The 15,514-nt window shown below is 57.3% G+C and carries 15 protein-coding genes and 1 riboswitch; of the genes, 2 read left to right on the forward strand and 13 right to left on the reverse strand.

All coding sequences use genetic code 11. From position 1 onward, the window contains the following. Positions 1–4 precede the first annotated feature (4 nt). The gene (locus ACR0AP_RS13120; RefSeq protein ID WP_480488252.1) at positions 5–379 is read left to right on the forward strand and encodes a DUF2237 family protein; all 375 of its coding nucleotides are present in this window, start codon (positions 5–7) and stop codon (positions 377–379) included. A gap of 27 nt (positions 380–406) precedes the next feature. On the opposite strand, the gene ACR0AP_RS13125 is transcribed toward ACR0AP_RS13120, so the two are convergent. From ACR0AP_RS13125 to rpsA, 6 genes are all read right to left on the reverse strand, one after another. Further along, a complete protein-coding gene (locus ACR0AP_RS13125; RefSeq protein ID WP_480507080.1) occupies positions 407–2,062 on the reverse strand; it encodes an Ig-like domain-containing protein in 1,656 nt (551 codons plus the stop codon). Positions 2,063–2,752: 690 nt separating this feature from the next. After that, on the reverse strand, positions 2,753–4,000 hold the full coding sequence (gene trpB / locus ACR0AP_RS13130) for a tryptophan synthase subunit beta (protein ID WP_267365446.1): 1,248 nt from the start codon (positions 3,998–4,000) through the stop codon (positions 2,753–2,755). A 98-nt stretch (positions 4,001–4,098) separates the two neighbouring features. Further along, complete coding sequence (locus ACR0AP_RS13135; protein ID WP_480507081.1) at positions 4,099–4,743, reverse strand: phosphoribosylanthranilate isomerase; 645 nt, start codon at positions 4,741–4,743, stop codon at positions 4,099–4,101. Positions 4,744–4,748: 5 nt separating this feature from the next. After that, entirely contained in the window at positions 4,749–5,099 is a 351-nt protein-coding gene (locus tag ACR0AP_RS13140) for a lipopolysaccharide assembly protein LapA domain-containing protein (protein WP_209505811.1), read from the reverse strand. A 7-nt stretch (positions 5,100–5,106) separates the two neighbouring features. Continuing rightward, complete coding sequence (gene ihfB / locus ACR0AP_RS13145) at positions 5,107–5,391, reverse strand: integration host factor subunit beta (protein WP_050603110.1); 285 nt, start codon at positions 5,389–5,391, stop codon at positions 5,107–5,109. 270 nt (positions 5,392–5,661) lie between these two features. Continuing rightward, positions 5,662–7,338 carry a 30S ribosomal protein S1 gene (gene rpsA, locus ACR0AP_RS13150; protein WP_209505405.1) on the reverse strand — a complete coding sequence of 559 codons (1,677 nt, stop codon included), beginning with the start codon at positions 7,336–7,338 and terminating at the stop codon, positions 5,662–5,664. 632 nt (positions 7,339–7,970) lie between these two features. Here rpsA and ACR0AP_RS13155 point away from each other — a divergent pair. Then, positions 7,971–8,447: a YHS domain-containing (seleno)protein gene (locus ACR0AP_RS13155; protein ID WP_209505404.1), complete on the forward strand. Its 477-nt coding sequence runs from the start codon at positions 7,971–7,973 to the stop codon at positions 8,445–8,447. Between the two features lie 24 nt (positions 8,448–8,471). Here ACR0AP_RS13155 and cmk read toward each other — a convergent pair whose 3' ends face one another. The 7 genes from cmk to ybeY all read right to left on the reverse strand — a co-directional run bounded on the left by cmk (position 8,472) and on the right by ybeY (position 15,502). Then, positions 8,472–9,089 (reverse strand): (d)CMP kinase, encoded by a 618-nt coding sequence (gene cmk, locus ACR0AP_RS13160; protein WP_480507082.1) that lies wholly within the window; start codon positions 9,087–9,089, stop codon positions 8,472–8,474. Then, positions 9,086–10,432 (reverse strand): 3-phosphoshikimate 1-carboxyvinyltransferase, encoded by a 1,347-nt coding sequence (aroA, locus tag ACR0AP_RS13165; protein ID WP_480507083.1) that lies wholly within the window; start codon positions 10,430–10,432, stop codon positions 9,086–9,088. Before aroA ends, cmk begins: the two co-directional genes overlap by 4 nt. Before the next feature lie 68 nt (positions 10,433–10,500). Next, positions 10,501–11,211, reverse strand: coding sequence for a tRNA (guanine(46)-N(7))-methyltransferase TrmB (gene trmB, locus ACR0AP_RS13170; RefSeq protein ID WP_480507084.1), 711 nt, complete (start codon positions 11,209–11,211; stop codon positions 10,501–10,503). Between the two features lie 96 nt (positions 11,212–11,307). Continuing rightward, complete coding sequence (metK, locus tag ACR0AP_RS13175) at positions 11,308–12,489, reverse strand: methionine adenosyltransferase (RefSeq protein ID WP_209598222.1); 1,182 nt, start codon at positions 12,487–12,489, stop codon at positions 11,308–11,310. 5 nt (positions 12,490–12,494) lie between these two features. Beyond that, positions 12,495–12,543: riboswitch (SAM-SAH riboswitch) on the reverse strand. Positions 12,544–12,573: 30 nt separating this feature from the next. Then, entirely contained in the window at positions 12,574–14,088 is a 1,515-nt protein-coding gene (lnt, locus tag ACR0AP_RS13180) for an apolipoprotein N-acyltransferase (protein WP_480507085.1), read from the reverse strand. Continuing rightward, positions 14,085–14,972, reverse strand: a complete 888-nt coding sequence (locus ACR0AP_RS13185; RefSeq protein ID WP_480507086.1) for a hemolysin family protein — start codon at positions 14,970–14,972, stop codon at positions 14,085–14,087. The genes lnt and ACR0AP_RS13185 overlap by 4 nt, the downstream gene beginning before the upstream one ends. A 35-nt stretch (positions 14,973–15,007) precedes the next feature. Next, positions 15,008–15,502 (reverse strand): rRNA maturation RNase YbeY, encoded by a 495-nt coding sequence (gene ybeY, locus ACR0AP_RS13190; RefSeq protein ID WP_480507087.1) that lies wholly within the window; start codon positions 15,500–15,502, stop codon positions 15,008–15,010. Between the last annotated feature and the right edge of the window lie 12 nt (positions 15,503–15,514).

A 15,514-nucleotide genomic window follows, 5' to 3' on the forward strand; every position in this document is an offset into this window, starting at 1 on the left:
CTTTATGCAGAAACAAGACAGTATCAATGTACTGGGTGGCGTTCTGGCCCCTTGCTCTCGCGACCCTTTGACAGGGTTTTTCCGGGATGGCGCCTGCAATACCTGCCCCGAGGATCAGGGCAGTCATACCGTCTGCGCCGTGATGACGGCCGAGTTTCTGGCATTCTCAAAATATGTCGGCAATGATCTGAGCACGGCACGACCCGAATTCGACTTTCCAGGCCTTCACCCCGGCGACAGCTGGTGTTTATGCGCCAGCCGGTTTTTGCAAGCTCATGACGAAGGATGTGCACCGCAGGTTCATCTGGAGGCGACACATCAACGCGCGCTTGAGATCGTACCACTCGACATTTTGCTTCAAAATAAGGCAAAGACCTGAAGGCCCCATAAGGGGCGCACGGCTGATTCAGAATGCCATTTGCCAGATCAGGCTGACACTGTAGTTTTCAAAACCACTTTCGCCGATACCGTCGTAGAACAGGTTTGCAGCCAGAAGGCTGTCGTTTTCCAGCCGATAGTCAAAACCCAGATCAGCGCGAGCGCGGGCGGTATCCCCTATCGGTGTCACGCCAGGAACAGTGCCTGTGCCAGATGTTGTGCTCCAGATACCAGACAAACCACCGGTCAACATCATCTGACCACGCGACACCTGGATTGGATGACTGAAATCCATACCCAACCGTGCAGTGGTCAGGCTGAAATCCTGCTGTGGGATCAGGTTGCCCAGACTATCGGTATAAGCCTCCTGATCGTCGCTGGCATAGCTAACATCCAGCAACGGCAAAAGTGTCAGGTTACCGCGCTTGAACTCTCCGGTTACGCGCGACTGGATCAGCCAGCGTTCACTATCGAAACTGTCGGTATAGGTGCCCAGTGGAGAAATGTCGTTATCAGCCTGACCGTACAGAACACGCCCTTCGAAAAACACTGGCTGGCTGGGCAGTTTTGCGACGACATAAGGTCCGACCAGCCACCCTGTGCCATCCACGCTGGCCGGGCCGTTTTCGGTTTCGGCATAGTCGATCTGCAACATGGCGCCGATCAGAAGGTTCGAGTTCACCCAGCCATGCGCCCCCACCACGGCCAAGGCATAAGAACTGTCGTAATCGTTTTGCGAGCTCCAGTTCCCGGACAGATTGAACCAGACCGGTTGGGTTGGATCACTTGCAAATTTCAGATACCCCGATCCCTGCGTCACCGACGAGTCCAGCGCACCTGATCCTGATTGCTGAAGAAACTGCGTCAGCTCTGGCTGATTGGTCACGAGGCTGTTGGCCCGGGCGTTCTGAAAGGCCTGCACCAGTCGCTGTGTGTCCGTTACACCCTGTTGTGTGCTGACCCTGTTGGACGCAAGGTTCAGGTTCCCGGCGGCATCCGAAAAAACGCCTGCGGGAATAAACAGCTCAATTGTACCGTTACTTTGCGCAGTCAGCGTTGCGACATAATTGGATCCGGACCCAGTCAGGGTGGCGGACGCATTGGTGACCGACAAGTCGCCCACCGTGAAATCTGTGCTGGGTTCACTAAGTGTGATCACCGCTTGGAACGTTCCGTTGCCGATTGTTGTCAGTGCACCGATTGAGGCAGTCGGCTGCGTCGTGTCGGCCAGCGTCCGCGTGTTGATAATCTGGGTATTCGTGACACCCGACAGCGCGATCTCATAAAGGTAAAGCGGCCCTCCCACGGTTTCGCGCGCGGTGAACATGACCCCAAGATAGCCATCAGCGGCGTAAGTTGAGTCCGCTCCGTTCTGGCTGAGTATAGTCGCGCCAATATATCCAAGATTGGCCAATCCTGCTGGCGTAATAGCAGGTTGAGTCAAAACACCATTGTTGAAATAGAACGATCCTCCCGGGCCTTCTCCCGAGCCGCCCAACGACATGAACGCTGTCGCAGTGCCTTGTAGATTAGAAAAGAAAATCTGCCCGCCGTTGGGTGTTGCGACTGTCTGGGACGGAAACGAAGGGTTGCCAAACGCCAGACCCTCTTTGACGCTTCCCATCAAAAGCGCGGAAACCAAAAGACCCAGGCACGACAGCCTCGTAATTGCGGACCAAACCATATTACCTCCTACAGCACCGCGTGGGTGCCAAACACCAGAAAGCCCAGGGTTAAAATCGCATCCCAAGCAGCGTCATCCTTGCCCCATCTTCGCAGAGACATCCCCAGAACCGGCGGCAAATCGCCGGTTAATGAGAAGTTAATTCAATTGGAAGACGCTGTATAGAACGCGGCAGGAATCAACTGGGGCGTGCGGGACACGTCGTGTTGTTGGAACAACCGGGTTTTGACCAAGGCTAACTCTCAAACAGCTTGAAACACCCAGTATTTACAGTGTCGTCGCGCGGAGAAAGGAACCTGAGGCAGGCTACGCTAGAAACTCGTCTGCAAAGACAGAAGGGACATAATCGCTGAAAGTTCAGCAATTTTGCAACAGTGTGGCTCCACTTGCCTCACTGACCACCATTTGGAAACTTTCGGGCACAAGTTGAACAGGGCGATATCGCTTGTGGTCGATTCTTTGGCCGGGCTCCGGCGGGTCCAAAAGGATCGCTTGCGAGGGCGAGCATACGGTGAAAAAACCGGAGGCTACGCCAGGGCAGGAACAACAATCCATCTGCGCCCGGCAAAACAGCAATTGGATCCGAAAGCCATTTCGGAGCGGCACTACAATCAAGGGTGGACTGACGGGTTTTCCCGGCAGCTTGATTGATCGAGATTGTAAACCGGGGCATGTGGCCCCGGTTCGAAATCAACCGGCAGTGCGACCTTCGGTGTCAGACATGTCGAAGTTCAGGTATTTTGCGACGGTCTGAACATCCTTGTCACCGCGTCCACACATGTTCATGCAGATCAGGTGGTCCTTGGGCAACTCGGGCGCGATCTTCATGACATGCGCCAGAGCGTGGCTGGGTTCCAGCGCCGGAATGATACCCTCAGTGGCACAGCACAGCTGGAATGCCTCAAGCGCTTCCTTGTCGGTAATCGAGACGTAAGTCGCGCGACCAACCTCATGCAACCAGGAATGTTCGGGCCCGATACCCGGATAGTCCAGACCGGCCGAGATCGAATAGCCTTCCAGAATCTGCCCGTCATCATCCTGCAACAGATAGGTCCGGTTGCCATGCAGAACGCCCGGACGACCGCCTGTCAGCGAGGCACAATGCTCCATCTTTTCGTTTACACCTTTACCGCCGGCTTCAACGCCGATGATATTGACGTCCTTGTCATCAAGGAAAGGATAGAACAGGCCCATCGCGTTCGAGCCGCCGCCGATAGCCGCAATGATCGTATCCGGCAGACGGCCTTCGGCCTTCATCATCTGCTCTTTGGCTTCCTTGCCGATGATCGACTGGAAATCACGCACCATCGCCGGGTATGGGTGCGGACCGGCCACTGTGCCGATGCAGTAGAACGTATCGCGCACATTGGTCACCCAGTCACGCAGCGCGTCATTCATCGCGTCCTTCAGCGTACCGCGACCCGAAGTGACCGGGATCACTTCGGCCCCAAGCAAGCGCATACGAAACACGTTCGGCGCCTGACGTTGCACGTCGTGGGCACCCATATAAACGATGCATTTCAAACCAAATTTCGCACAGACCGTGGCTGTCGCGACACCGTGCTGCCCTGCCCCGGTCTCGGCAATGATCCGGGTCTTGCCCATGCGGCGCGCCAGAATGATCTGGCCCAGCACGTTGTTGATCTTGTGTGCGCCGGTGTGGTTCAGCTCATCACGTTTCAGATAGATCTTCGCCCCGCCCAGATGCTCGGTCAGGCGTTCCGCGAAATACAGAGGCGAGGGGCGGCCCACATAGTTGGCCCACAGATCATCCATCTCGGCCCAGAAGGTTGGATCATCCTTGGCTTTGTTGTATTCCTCTTCCAGTGACAGGATCAGCGGCATCAGCGTTTCGCTGACAAAGCGCCCGCCGAAGATGCCAAATCGCCCTTGCTCGTCAGGGCCGGACATGAAGGAATTGAAAAGATCGTTGGCCATGGGTGTCTCCCTCGTCGTACCTGACTGTCATAGGTGGTCGTAGCGGGATTTGCCATGGCAAAACGCACCATGTCGCCCCCTTGCAGCGGCAAACAAAATCAGCGTGTCGCGTCAATAAACGCCTGTATCAGCCCAGCGTCCTTTACGCCCGGCGCGCTTTCAACACCCGACGCCACATCGACTTGCCGAGCACCCGTCATGCGGATCGCCTCAGCGACATTGTCTGGGTTCAGACCGCCGGACAACATCCACGGCCTGCGCCAGTATTTGCGACCTGCCAGCAGCCGCCAGTCAAAAGGAAGACCGTTGCCGCCGGGAAGTTCCGAATTCTTCGGCGGCTTTGCATCGATCAGAAGCTGGTCTGCAACTTCGGAATACAGATCAATCGCAGCCAGGTCCTCGGCCTCGGCAACACCGATCGCCTTGATGACGGGCAGGCCATAGCGCTGCTTGATCTCTGCCACACGCTCGGGAATCTCTCCACCGTGAAGCTGCAACATATCCAACGGAACACCCGCGACAATCTCATCAAGCTGCGCGTCCGAGAAATTCACGGCCAGAGCGACCTTGGCGACGCCGATTGGTACTTCGGCGGCCAACGCCGCGGCTTTCGGTATCGGCGCGTAACGGGGCGATTTGGGAAAGAAGTTGAACCCGACATAGCGCGCGCCAGCTTCAACCGCAGCGCGCACATGTTCTGGGGCGGTCAAACCGCAGATCTTGACGGACACAACGGTCGACATAAGCCTCAGCTGGCCTCGTCGAGCAGGGCCAGAATATCATCCTTACCCTCGTTCTGCTTTTTCTTGAGCTTCTTGACCTCACGTTCAAGCTTGCGGACCTCGCCCTTTTTCACGGTCGCATCGCGGCGGTGTTTGTGTTCCCGCAGCCATTCCCACATGAAACCGATGATCAAACCGGCGACAACGCCACCGAGGACGACCAGAAAAAGCGGTAAAGAGGTACTGACGTTAAAGCCCAGAAGCTCGGCCAGAGCATCGGGCATCAGTTTCAGTTCTACAGACTGAACATTTGCCAGGGAAACGGAAATCAGAACGATCCCGAGAGTCCCAAGAAAAGCATATCGAAGGTAACGCATCATGAGGTCAGGCTTTACCGTTCAAACGATCCCTGAGCAACTTACCAGTTTTGAAAAATGGTACACATTTTTCTTCGACCTGAACGGTTTCACCGGTACGGGGGTTGCGCCCAACGCGGGCATCCCGCTTTTTCACCGAAAAGGCACCAAAGCCGCGCAGCTCGACCCGGTCGCCGCGCGCCATGGCATCGGTGACTTCTTCGAACACGGTGTTCACAATCCGCTCGACATCACGCTGATAGAGATGCGGGTTTTCGTCAGCGATTTTCTGAATCAGTTCTGAACGGATCATTCGTGATACCCTCCCAGGCAGCCGGTGTGACAGGTCTACTGTTTTGACAGTATAGGAAAAAACCCAGAACGGGGGAACGGATACTCTGCGTGTTGAGGCTTTATTTTGCCATATTCTCACGCGAAATTTTGCCCGACAGGCCGATTTACACACTTCAAGCGCGAACATTATCGAGTTTAAGCAGCGTGTTTGGAACACGTTGATTCGCAACAAAAACGGCCCCGCACTTCCATGCGGGGCCGTAAATCATACTTGGGATGCGCCCCGGGCTTAGTCGCCCGACTTCAGCGCTGCACCCAGAATGTCGCCCAGCGACGCGCCCGAGTCGGAAGAACCGTACTGTTCCACGGCTTCTTTCTCTTCTGCGATCTCGCGTGCCTTGATCGACAGACCCAGACGGCGGGTCTTGCTGTCGACGTTGGTTACGCGGACATCAACCTTGTCACCGACCGAGAAACGCTCGGGGCGCTGTTCGGAACGGTCACGCGACAGGTCGGAACGACGGATGAACGACTTCATGCCTTCGTACTCGACCTCAATGCCGCCATCTTCGATTGCAGTCACTTCGACAGTGATGACCGAGCCACGCTTCACGCCGCCAACGGCTTCTGCGAACTTGTCACCGCCCAGAGCTTTGATCGACAGCGAGATACGCTCTTTCTCGACATCCACTTCCGAGACAACGGCCGAAACCATGTCGCCTTTGCGGTAGTTCTGGATCGCATCCTCGCCACGCTCGTCCCAGGACAGGTCCGACAGGTGAACCATGCCGTCGATGTCTCCTTCGAGGCCGATGAACAGACCGAATTCGGTGATGTTCTTGACTTCGCCTTCGACTTCGGTGCCCTCGGGGTGGGTTTCTGCAAACACTTCCCATGGGTTGCGCTGAGTCTGCTTCAGGCCCAGAGACACGCGGCGCTTGGCACCGTCGATTTCCAGAACCATGACGTCGACTTCCTGGCTGGTCGAGACGATCTTGCCGGGGTGGACGTTTTTCTTGGTCCAGGACATCTCGGACACGTGCACCAGACCTTCGACACCGGCTTCCAGCTCGACGAATGCGCCGTAGTCGGTGATGTTGGTGACGCGACCCTGATGGACCGAGCCCAGCGGATACTTGGCAGCAACCAGATCCCACGGATCTTCCTGAAGCTGCTTCATGCCCAGGCTGATGCGGTGGGTGTCTTTGTTGATCTTGATGACCTGAACCTTGATGGTTTCGCCGATCGTCAGGATCTCGGACGGGTGGTTCACACGACGCCATGCCATGTCGGTGACGTGCAGCAGGCCGTCAACGCCGCCCAGGTCAACAAATGCACCGTATTCGGTGATGTTCTTGACGACACCCTCGACGGTCTGACCTTCGGACAGGTTGCCGATGACTTCGGCACGCTGTTCGGCACGCGATTCTTCCAAGATGGCGCGGCGCGACACAACGATGTTGCCACGGCGGCGGTCCATTTTCAGAATCTGGAACGGCTGCTTCAGACCCATCAGCGGGCCGGCGTCGCGTACGGGGCGCACGTCAACCTGCGAGCCGGGCAGGAACGCAACTGCGCCACCCAGATCGACGGTGAAGCCACCTTTGACGCGGCCAAAGATTGCACCTTCGACTCGCTGGTCGTCGGCATATGCTTTTTCCAGACGGTCCCATGCCTCTTCACGGCGGGCCATCTCGCGCGAGATGACGGCTTCGCCACGGGCGTTTTCTGCGGCGCGCAGGTAAACTTCGACCTCGTCGCCGACAGCGATTTCAGGGGCTTCGCCGGGATTTGCGAATTCTTTCAGATCAACGCGGCCTTCCATTTTGTAGCCTACGTCGATGATGGCTTGGCCGGCTTCGATCGCCAGAACCTTGCCTTTGACAACAGAACCCTCTTCGGGTGTGTCCATTTCGAAGCTTTCATTCAGGAGGGCTTCGAATTCCTCCATGGATGCGTTAGCCATGTGGCGTTCATTTCCTTTACAGTACGTTTTTGCTGGCCGAGCGGTTGTCTCCGCCGGTCTTGTTTCATGATGCCGTCTGGCGTGACCCGGTGCGCCGCTGAGCAAACAAACACAAAGGGCCGAGGTAACCCGGCCCTGCTCAGAAACGTCATCCGGACGTTGACCGCCCTTGTATCGACAGCGCGCGTATAGGCTGAATCTTGAACCGGTGCAAGTGCAAAGCCTATGGTGCGCGGCAGCGCGCGCAGGAACTCTTGCCTAACGCTGATCCCCCGAGCGTCATAGCAACCTGAACAATAGCGGGTTCTGACTGAAATGGCTTGCACGGTTCGCGTCAGGTCTTCTTTAGGCGGTTTCTCGGTATTGGGACGCGGGACCGCATGGTTGTGTCTTCGAGTGCAGCGCAAGGGTGAAGTGTCTTGAAACACCGCGCGGGACCCGGCACTCAGCTGCCTGCGTCACGAGATGTATCGTAGAGAATTGGAGTGAGAACAGCAATCCATTCGACCGTTTGTACGATCTGCAACATTTGGCGATGTATCTGAGATTAAACGTTCGGCATTCTTTCCCTAATTTTGCCTTGTCGGTCGACAAAGCGGTCGACCCGAAACCAGAACCAAAGGGAAAATATCATGAAATCTCTCATCTTTACCGCCATGGCAACTGCAATTGCCCTGTCCACCCCAGCCTTTGCTGCTGACGAAATCAACGTGTCCAACGGCATCTCAGCCGCCGGTGCACCGTTGGCCGCCCATGGGGTTGATCTGGTTGCACTGGTCAATGATGGTAACCCGGTCGAAGGCTTCGCCACTCACTCGTCAACTTATGACGGAGCCTCCTACTATTTCACGTCCGCCGCGAACCGAGAAGCGTTCGAAGCAAACCCTGCTGCATACCTGCCGCAGCACGGTGGCTTCTGTTCGTTCGGCGTATCGGTCGGCAAGAAGTTTGACGGTGACCCGGATCAATACCTTGTCGCAGACGGAAAACTGTTTCTGTTCCTGAATGCAGAAACCCGGGCAGCCTTCTTGAAGGATGTTGGTGCCACCGCAAAAACCGCGGATGACCAATGGGCGAATATCAAAAGCGTCGCCGTCGGCGAGTTGTAAGACCTGACCCGTTTGCCCGCGGCGTTAACGCGTCGCGGGCAGTTTCGCGTTGATCACCTCAAGGGCTTTGGCCAACGCCGCCTCGATACTCAGATCGGTGGTGTCCAACTGCACAGCATCTTCAGCGGGTTTCATCGGAGCTGTGCTACGCTCAGCATCCCGCGCGTCGCGTTCTCTGACATCAGCCAGAACCTGTTCACGGGTTACGTCAGCGCCTTTTGCGCTAAGCTCCAGAAAACGACGCTCGGCGCGCACTTCTGCACTGGCTGTAACAAACAGCTTCACTTCGGCATCCGGACAAATCACCGTGCCAATATCACGACCGTCCAGAACGGCCCCACCTGCCCTGCGGGAAAATGTGCGCTGAAAATCGACCAAGGCTGCGCGAACCTCTGGAAGAACCGCCACTTTGGACGCTGCCTGCGCAATCTCGGCGGTGCGCAGGTCGCCTTGTTCAAGTTCTTCCGCTGTCAGGGCCTGCGCGGCCTCAAGCGCGTCAACCCCTTCCAGAGTCCGCCTTCCGACAGCGCGATACAGCAAGCCCGTGTCCAGATGGGCAAAGCCGAAATGCGCCGCCACAGCCTTGGATATCGTGCCCTTGCCCGCAGCCGCTGGTCCGTCAATGGCAACCGTGAAACTCACGTGCGCTGTACCTTTGCGCCCAGCGACGCCATCAGTGGTTCAAAGATCGGGAAAGACGTAGCAATCGGGCCACCATCATCCACGCTTACGGGATTCTGCGCCCCCATACCCATCACCATGAACGACATGGCAATGCGGTGATCCAGAAAGCTTTCGCAGGTGCCGCCGCCCGGAACGTTGCCGATGCCCAGCCCTTCAACCGACCACCAGTCGTCGCCTTCAGCGACTGTCACCCCGTTGGCGCGCAGGCCACGGGCCATGGCGTCAATCCGGTCGCTTTCCTTCACGCGCAGCTCTTTCACGCCGCCCATCATCGTTGTGCCTGTGGCATTTGCAGCGACCACAGACAGAATCGGGTATTCATCAATCATCGAGGCGGCACGCTCGGAAGGAACGTTGATGCCTTTCATGTTGGGCGAGTACTTGGCGCGCAAATCGGCAACCGGCTCGCCCCCTTCTTCGCGTTCGTTTTCATAGTTCAGATCAGCGCCCATCTCGCGCAAGGTTGTAAAAAGGCCCGCGCGTGTGGGGTTCAAACCGATCCCTGGCACCAAGACATCCGATCCAGGTGTGATCAATGCCGCGCAAACCGGAAAAGCCGCGCTGGACGGATCGCGCGGTACAGCGATGACCTGTGGCTTCAGCTCCGGGCGACCGGTCAGAGTGATAACACGGCCCTCGTCGGTATCCTCGACCGTGATTTCGGCACCAAATCCAGCCAGCATCCGTTCGGAATGGTCACGTGTAGCCTCTTTCTCGATCACAACGGTCTTTCCGGGGGCATTCAGACCCGCCAGAAGTACGGCGGATTTCACCTGCGCAGACGGCACAGGAACTTCGTATCGCACAGGGGTCGGGTCCGCAGCGCCGACGATGGTCATCGGCAAGCGCCCGCCGGATCGCCCAACCGATTCTGCCCCAAACAGGGCCAGAGGATCAGTCACCCGGGCCATGGGGCGTTTGTTCAGACTGGCATCACCAGTAAATGTCGCAGTGATCGGAGAGGTCGCCATCGCCCCCATGATCAGCCGCACACCGGTTCCCGAGTTGCCACAGTCGATCACCTGACCCGGTTCGGCGAAGCCACCGACACCCACGCCGTGCACTGTCCATTCCCCGTTTCCGTGCTCTGTGACTTCGGCGCCGAAGGCACGCATCGCCTTTGCGGTATCCAGTACGTCTTCGCCCTCCAGCAAACCCGAAATCCTGGTTTCACCCACGGCCATCGCACCAAGGATCAGCGACCGGTGCGAAATCGACTTGTCGCCGGGCACCTCGGCCGTGCCGGTCAGCGGGCCGCAGGGATGCGAGGTCATCGGGATGGGCGTGCCGTGTCCGGACATGAGGGCTCCTTTTGCGCTATCAGTGCTCAAGCCGATTAGCGAATTGACGCCCGTTGGTCCAGCGGCAATCAGCCTTTGCGTCGGAAGGTCAGGTAATGAGGTGTCCGACCCTCGCGCAGCGCCTTCTGTTCGTATCGCGTCGAGATCCAGTCGCCCCACGGCTCGCGCCAGTCAGAAGGGCGTTCGGCCAGCCATTCAAACCCGGCGCGCGGAACCTCTTCCAAGGTCTGACGCACATAATCGGGAATGTCAGTTGCAACCCGGAAGATCGCCCCGGGTTTCAGCACTTTCGCCAGCGGTTCAAGATGTTCCTGGGTTACAAATCGACGGCGATGATGCCGCGCTTTGGGCCATGGGTCGGGATAGAGAAGGAACGCGCGCGAAATGCTGGCCTCTGGCAGCACGTCGAACAGATCGCGCACATCGCCGGGGTGCACGGCAAGGTTTTCAACACCTGCCTGACGGATTCTGCCCAGCAGCATGGCAACACCGTTGATGTATGGCTCGGCCCCGATGATGCCAATGCCAGGATTGTTTTGCGCCTGGTGCACTAAATGCTCACCACCGCCAAAGCCGACTTCCAACCAAACCGACCTGCCGCCGAATAGACCGTCCAGGTCTAGCGGCCTGCGTTCAGGGTTAGTGTCCCAGTCCACAGCGCCGGGCGACAAGGCCACCAGATCTTCGTTCAGATAGGTCTTTTGACTGGGCTTCAGGGTCTTGCCCTTGAAGCGGCCATAAAAGTTTCTGCGCGGGCGTTGTGGGGTCTCGGTGCTCATGACGGTGGCCATACTGCGCAGCGGAGTACGTTGCAAGAGCGTGCACTTCCCCAAAGAAAAAGCGCGCCCATGAAGGCGCGCTTTGGATTTTTCAGATCAAACTGCGGATTTCAGCGCGTCGACCAGATCAGTGCGTTCCCAGCTAAAACCGCCATCTGCATCCGGTTCGCGGCCAAAGTGACCGTAAGCCGCTGTACGCTGGTAGATCGGCTTGTTCAGCTGAAGGTGCTGACGAATGCCACGCGGCGTCAGATCCATGATCTGACCAACTGCTTTTTCGATCGCCGCATCTGCAATCTGACCCGTGCCATGCGTGTCTGCGTAAATCGAAAGCGGCTTCGATACGCCGATGGCATAGCTCAATTGAATGGTGCAGCGCTCGGCCATACCGGCGGCTACGACGTTTTTCGCCAGGTAGCGCGCGGCATAGGCCGCCGAACGGTCAACCTTGGTCGGGTCTTTGCCCGAGAAAGCACCGCCACCATGCGGGGCTGCGCCACCATAGGTATCCACGATGATCTTACGACCGGTCAAACCCGCGTCGCCATCCGGCCCGCCAATAACGAATTTGCCGGTCGGGTTGACGTGCCATTCGGTTTCGGCCGACAGCCAGCCTTCGGGCAGAGTTTCACGGATATAGGGTTCAACGATGGCGCGGATATCATCCGACGTCAGTGCCTCGTCCAGATGCTGCGTCGACAGAACAATCGAGCTGACGCCGACCGGTTTGCCGTCTTGATAAACGACAGACAACTGAGATTTCGCATCCGGCCCCAGTGCAGGCTCGGTGCCGTTCTTGCGCACTTCGGCCAGACGCCGCAGGATTGCGTGCGAATACTGGATCGGTGCAGGCATAAGCGCAGGCGTTTCTGTTGTGGCAAAGCCAAACATGATGCCCTGGTCGCCAGCGCCTTCGTCCTTGTTGTCTGCGGCATCCACACCCTGCGCGATATGGGCGGATTGTTCGTGCAGAAGGTTCGTCACCTCGACGGTTTCGTGGTGGAACTTATCCTGCTCATATCCGATGTCTTTCACGCACTCGCGCGCAATTTCGTCGATGCGGCCCATGTAGTCGTGCAGTTTGTCCTTGTCCGACAGACCAACTTCGCCACCGATAACGATGCGGTTGGTCGTGGCAAAGGTTTCGCAGGCCACGCGCGCCTCAGGCTCTTCGTTCAGAAATGCATCAAGGACAGCATCCGAGATACGGTCACAGACCTTATCCGGGTGCCCTTCAGAAACGGATTCCGAAGTAAAAGTATAGTTCTGTCGGGACATAAATGTGCTCCATTAAGGTTTCTCCGCCACGCCAGGAAGCCGTTGTGGCAGACCACAGACGCATACGCCTGACCAAAGTTGGGGTCAATCTCTAATTGCCCGGTCGCCGCGGATACCAAACAGCGCCATTGCCAAAATAAACAGTAGGACAACAACGACCGGACTGTCCCCGATACGAGCATAAGTCGTGCGACGGTGCGGTTGCGGCAGCACGGCGTCCACATATCCCGCCTCACCCAGAGCCAATGACGCAGTCACCCGACCCAATGGGTCAATCATGGCCGATACACCAGTATTGGCCGTACGGATCATCGGCAAGCCCTGCTCAATTGCCCTCATCCGGGCTTGCACCAGGTGTTGAAACGGTCCCGACCGCGCACCAAACCAGGCGTCATTTGTGATCTGCAATAAGAAGTCAGCCCGGCCCGGCGCACCATTCACATCTTGCGGGAAAATGGCTTCGTAGCAAATCAGGGGCAATGCGATTCCAAGCTTGCCGAGGTCCAACAGGGAGGGGCCCGGCCCCGCGCTGAACCCGTGCCCGGTTGTGGCCGCCAGACCACTGACCCCGAAACGCCCCATCAGATCACCCAAGGGGACGTATTCACCGAAAGGCGCCAAGTGGTGTTTGTCATACAACCCTGCCTGACGCCCGGTTTCATCCAGATAGACCAGCGAGTTGAAGATCCTCGAGCCTTCTGCACGCTGAATCCCCAATATCACCGGCACACCCTGCGCGGCATCCGCAACAGTCGACAGAAACGGTTGCGCACTACCCAACCAAGCTGGAACTGCGGTCTCGGGCCAGACAATCAGGTCGGGTCTGGGAAAGGCTGCGGTATATTCAACCTGACGCGCGAAAAACAAAGGCGCATATGCCGGATCCCATTTTTGGTGCTGGGGGGCATTCGGCTGGACCACGCGAACCAGATGCGAACCGTCCTGAACGACGGGTCGCGTCAACCCGTAGGCAATCGCCATCGCGGCCATCGCGGATGTAAAACCCAGGGTCCGCGCCAAACCGTTCAAGGGTTTATCCTGCGCCAATGCCGCGCCAATTGGGAATGTTGCGGCAAAGGTCAGCGCGTTCAACCCATTTGGCCCAACCAGAGACAGCACCTGAGCCACCGGTGTATCCACCCAGATCTGCGCGACGCCAGCCCATGGAAAGCCGGTCAGCACATATCCACGCGCCACCTCGGCCAGGGACAAGACTGCAACCAGTAATATGCCCTGACGAATGGGCGTGGCACCAATATTGCGCGACAGGCCAAAGGCGGCAGCCCAGAACAAGGCCAGTCCGCCCGCCAAGAATACTAACGCAAACGGGGCCATCCAGGCATGTCGTTCAGCATCTACCTGAAACGGCTCAATGATCCAGCCAAGGGCATGGGCAAAATAGCCGGTCGCGAAGGCCCAGCCGACCCATGCCGCCCGGCCTCGGGTTTCGCTGGCAAGGAAAATCGGCACAATCAGGACCAGAGCCAAAACGGTTGCGCCCCAATACAAATGAGGCGCCTGACCAAACGCGCCCGCCCCGCCAAGGGCGGCAGCGACCAACAATCTCAACGATAATGGCCAGCCCCGTACTGGGGTCATGCAGCAACGCCCGGCAGCATGACGCGCAGCCGTTTGATACGGCGTGGATCGGCTTCGATCACTTCGAATTCCGGGCCCTCTGGGTGAATGACAACCTCACCCCGCGCCGGAACGCGGCCGGAGAGCATAAAGACAAGCCCGCCCAGAGTATCGATTTCCTCTTCGTCGACGTCTTCATGACTGGTCAGAGACCGGCCAATCTCGGCCTCGAAATCTTCGAGCGGCACACGCGCCTGTACCACATAGCATCCGGGCTTTTCCTGCACCCAAAGCTGGTCTTCATCCGCATCATGCTCGTCAGCGATTTCACCCACGACCTGCTCGATCAGGTCTTCGATCGTCAGCAGACCATCAACGCCGCCATATTCATCAATCACCAATGCCATGTGACGCCGCTCGGTTTGCATCTTGGTCAACAAGACGCCGATTGGCATGGATGGCGGCACGAACAATAGCGTTCGCAGCATAGAGGTCAGATCAAAATTTTTACCCCCACCGTTGAAACCGTGGGTCAGAGCAAAATCCTTGAGGTGAACAAAACCAAGCGGTGTATCCAAGGTTCCCTCATAGACTGGAATCCTCGACATACCACTGCTCCGGAAAACATCCGCCAGTTCATCTTTTGTGATCGTCGAAGGTACCGAGACAATTTCAGCGGTAGGGATGGCAACATCCTCAACACGCATCCGGCGCAGGTTAATCATCCCGCGTGGCTGCGCCACAGCCGCGTTTTGTCCGTTCACCGACTGGTCCGGTTGAGTATCTTCGCTCGAAAACACATCAAGGATTCGAGAAAACAGACCGGTTTTCTCTTCCGTTTCAGTACTGCTGTCCTGAGGTTGCGCGCTTTGCGCCGCCCTAGAACTGCCTTCTATATCGCCCATTACCTTGTTCCAACTGATCGGGTCTTGAACCCACATTACACCTTATATGGGTCATCAATACCCAATTTGCCAAGTATCTTGACCTCAATCTCTTCCATCAAGGTGGCATCGGGGTCACGAATGTGATCATAACCCAGCAAATGCAACGTTCCGTGAACAAGCAAATGGGTCACATGGTCACTCATTGCCTTGTTGGCCTCGGCCGCCTCGCGGGCACAAGTGTCATAGGAAATCGCAACATCGCCCAGAACAATCTCACCGGTAAAATCAGGCTCTGGCAGGCGTGGTGTTTGCCCTGGCTCGTCCGGAGCCAGGTCTTCCGCAGGCCAGCTCAACACATTGGTGGGCGTCGGTTTGCCGCGAAATTCTGCGTTCAGTTCCGAAATCCGCGCATCGTTGCACCCCAGAATACTGACTTCGCACAGCTCCGGGGCCAAACCGCAATGGGTCAGAACGGCGTTAATCGCCTTTTGTGACAAGACCTCAAGATCTTGCCACCTTTCGTCCTCGAAAATGAGATCCAGGGTCATCTTACCGCGCAA

Source organism: Ruegeria sp. AF7 (assembly GCF_056541885.1).

What these genes read in the sequence shown, in the direction of transcription:
- ACR0AP_RS13120 (WP_480488252.1), top strand. Translation starts at nt 5, where the DNA reads ATGCAGAAACAAGACAGTATCAATGTACTGGGTGGCGTTCTGGCCCCT.
- ACR0AP_RS13125 (WP_480507080.1), bottom strand. Translation starts at nt 2,062, where the DNA reads ATGGTTTGGTCCGCAATTACGAGGCTGTCGTGCCTGGGTCTTTTGGTT.
- trpB (WP_267365446.1), bottom strand. Translation starts at nt 4,000, where the DNA reads ATGGCCAACGATCTTTTCAATTCCTTCATGTCCGGCCCTGACGAGCAA.
- ACR0AP_RS13135 (WP_480507081.1), bottom strand. Translation starts at nt 4,743, where the DNA reads ATGTCGACCGTTGTGTCCGTCAAGATCTGCGGTTTGACCGCCCCAGAA.
- ACR0AP_RS13140 (WP_209505811.1), bottom strand. Translation starts at nt 5,099, where the DNA reads ATGCGTTACCTTCGATATGCTTTTCTTGGGACTCTCGGGATCGTTCTG.
- ihfB (WP_050603110.1), bottom strand. Translation starts at nt 5,391, where the DNA reads ATGATCCGTTCAGAACTGATTCAGAAAATCGCTGACGAAAACCCGCAT.
- rpsA (WP_209505405.1), bottom strand. Translation starts at nt 7,338, where the DNA reads ATGGCTAACGCATCCATGGAGGAATTCGAAGCCCTCCTGAATGAAAGC.
- ACR0AP_RS13155 (WP_209505404.1), top strand. Translation starts at nt 7,971, where the DNA reads ATGAAATCTCTCATCTTTACCGCCATGGCAACTGCAATTGCCCTGTCC.
- aroA (WP_480507083.1), bottom strand. Translation starts at nt 10,432, where the DNA reads ATGTCCGGACACGGCACGCCCATCCCGATGACCTCGCATCCCTGCGGC.
- trmB (WP_480507084.1), bottom strand. Translation starts at nt 11,211, where the DNA reads ATGAGCACCGAGACCCCACAACGCCCGCGCAGAAACTTTTATGGCCGC.
- metK (WP_209598222.1), bottom strand. Translation starts at nt 12,489, where the DNA reads ATGTCCCGACAGAACTATACTTTTACTTCGGAATCCGTTTCTGAAGGG.
- lnt (WP_480507085.1), bottom strand. Translation starts at nt 14,088, where the DNA reads ATGACCCCAGTACGGGGCTGGCCATTATCGTTGAGATTGTTGGTCGCT.
- ACR0AP_RS13185 (WP_480507086.1), bottom strand. Translation starts at nt 14,972, where the DNA reads ATGGGCGATATAGAAGGCAGTTCTAGGGCGGCGCAAAGCGCGCAACCT.
- ybeY (WP_480507087.1), bottom strand. Translation starts at nt 15,502, where the DNA reads ATGACCCTGGATCTCATTTTCGAGGACGAAAGGTGGCAAGATCTTGAG.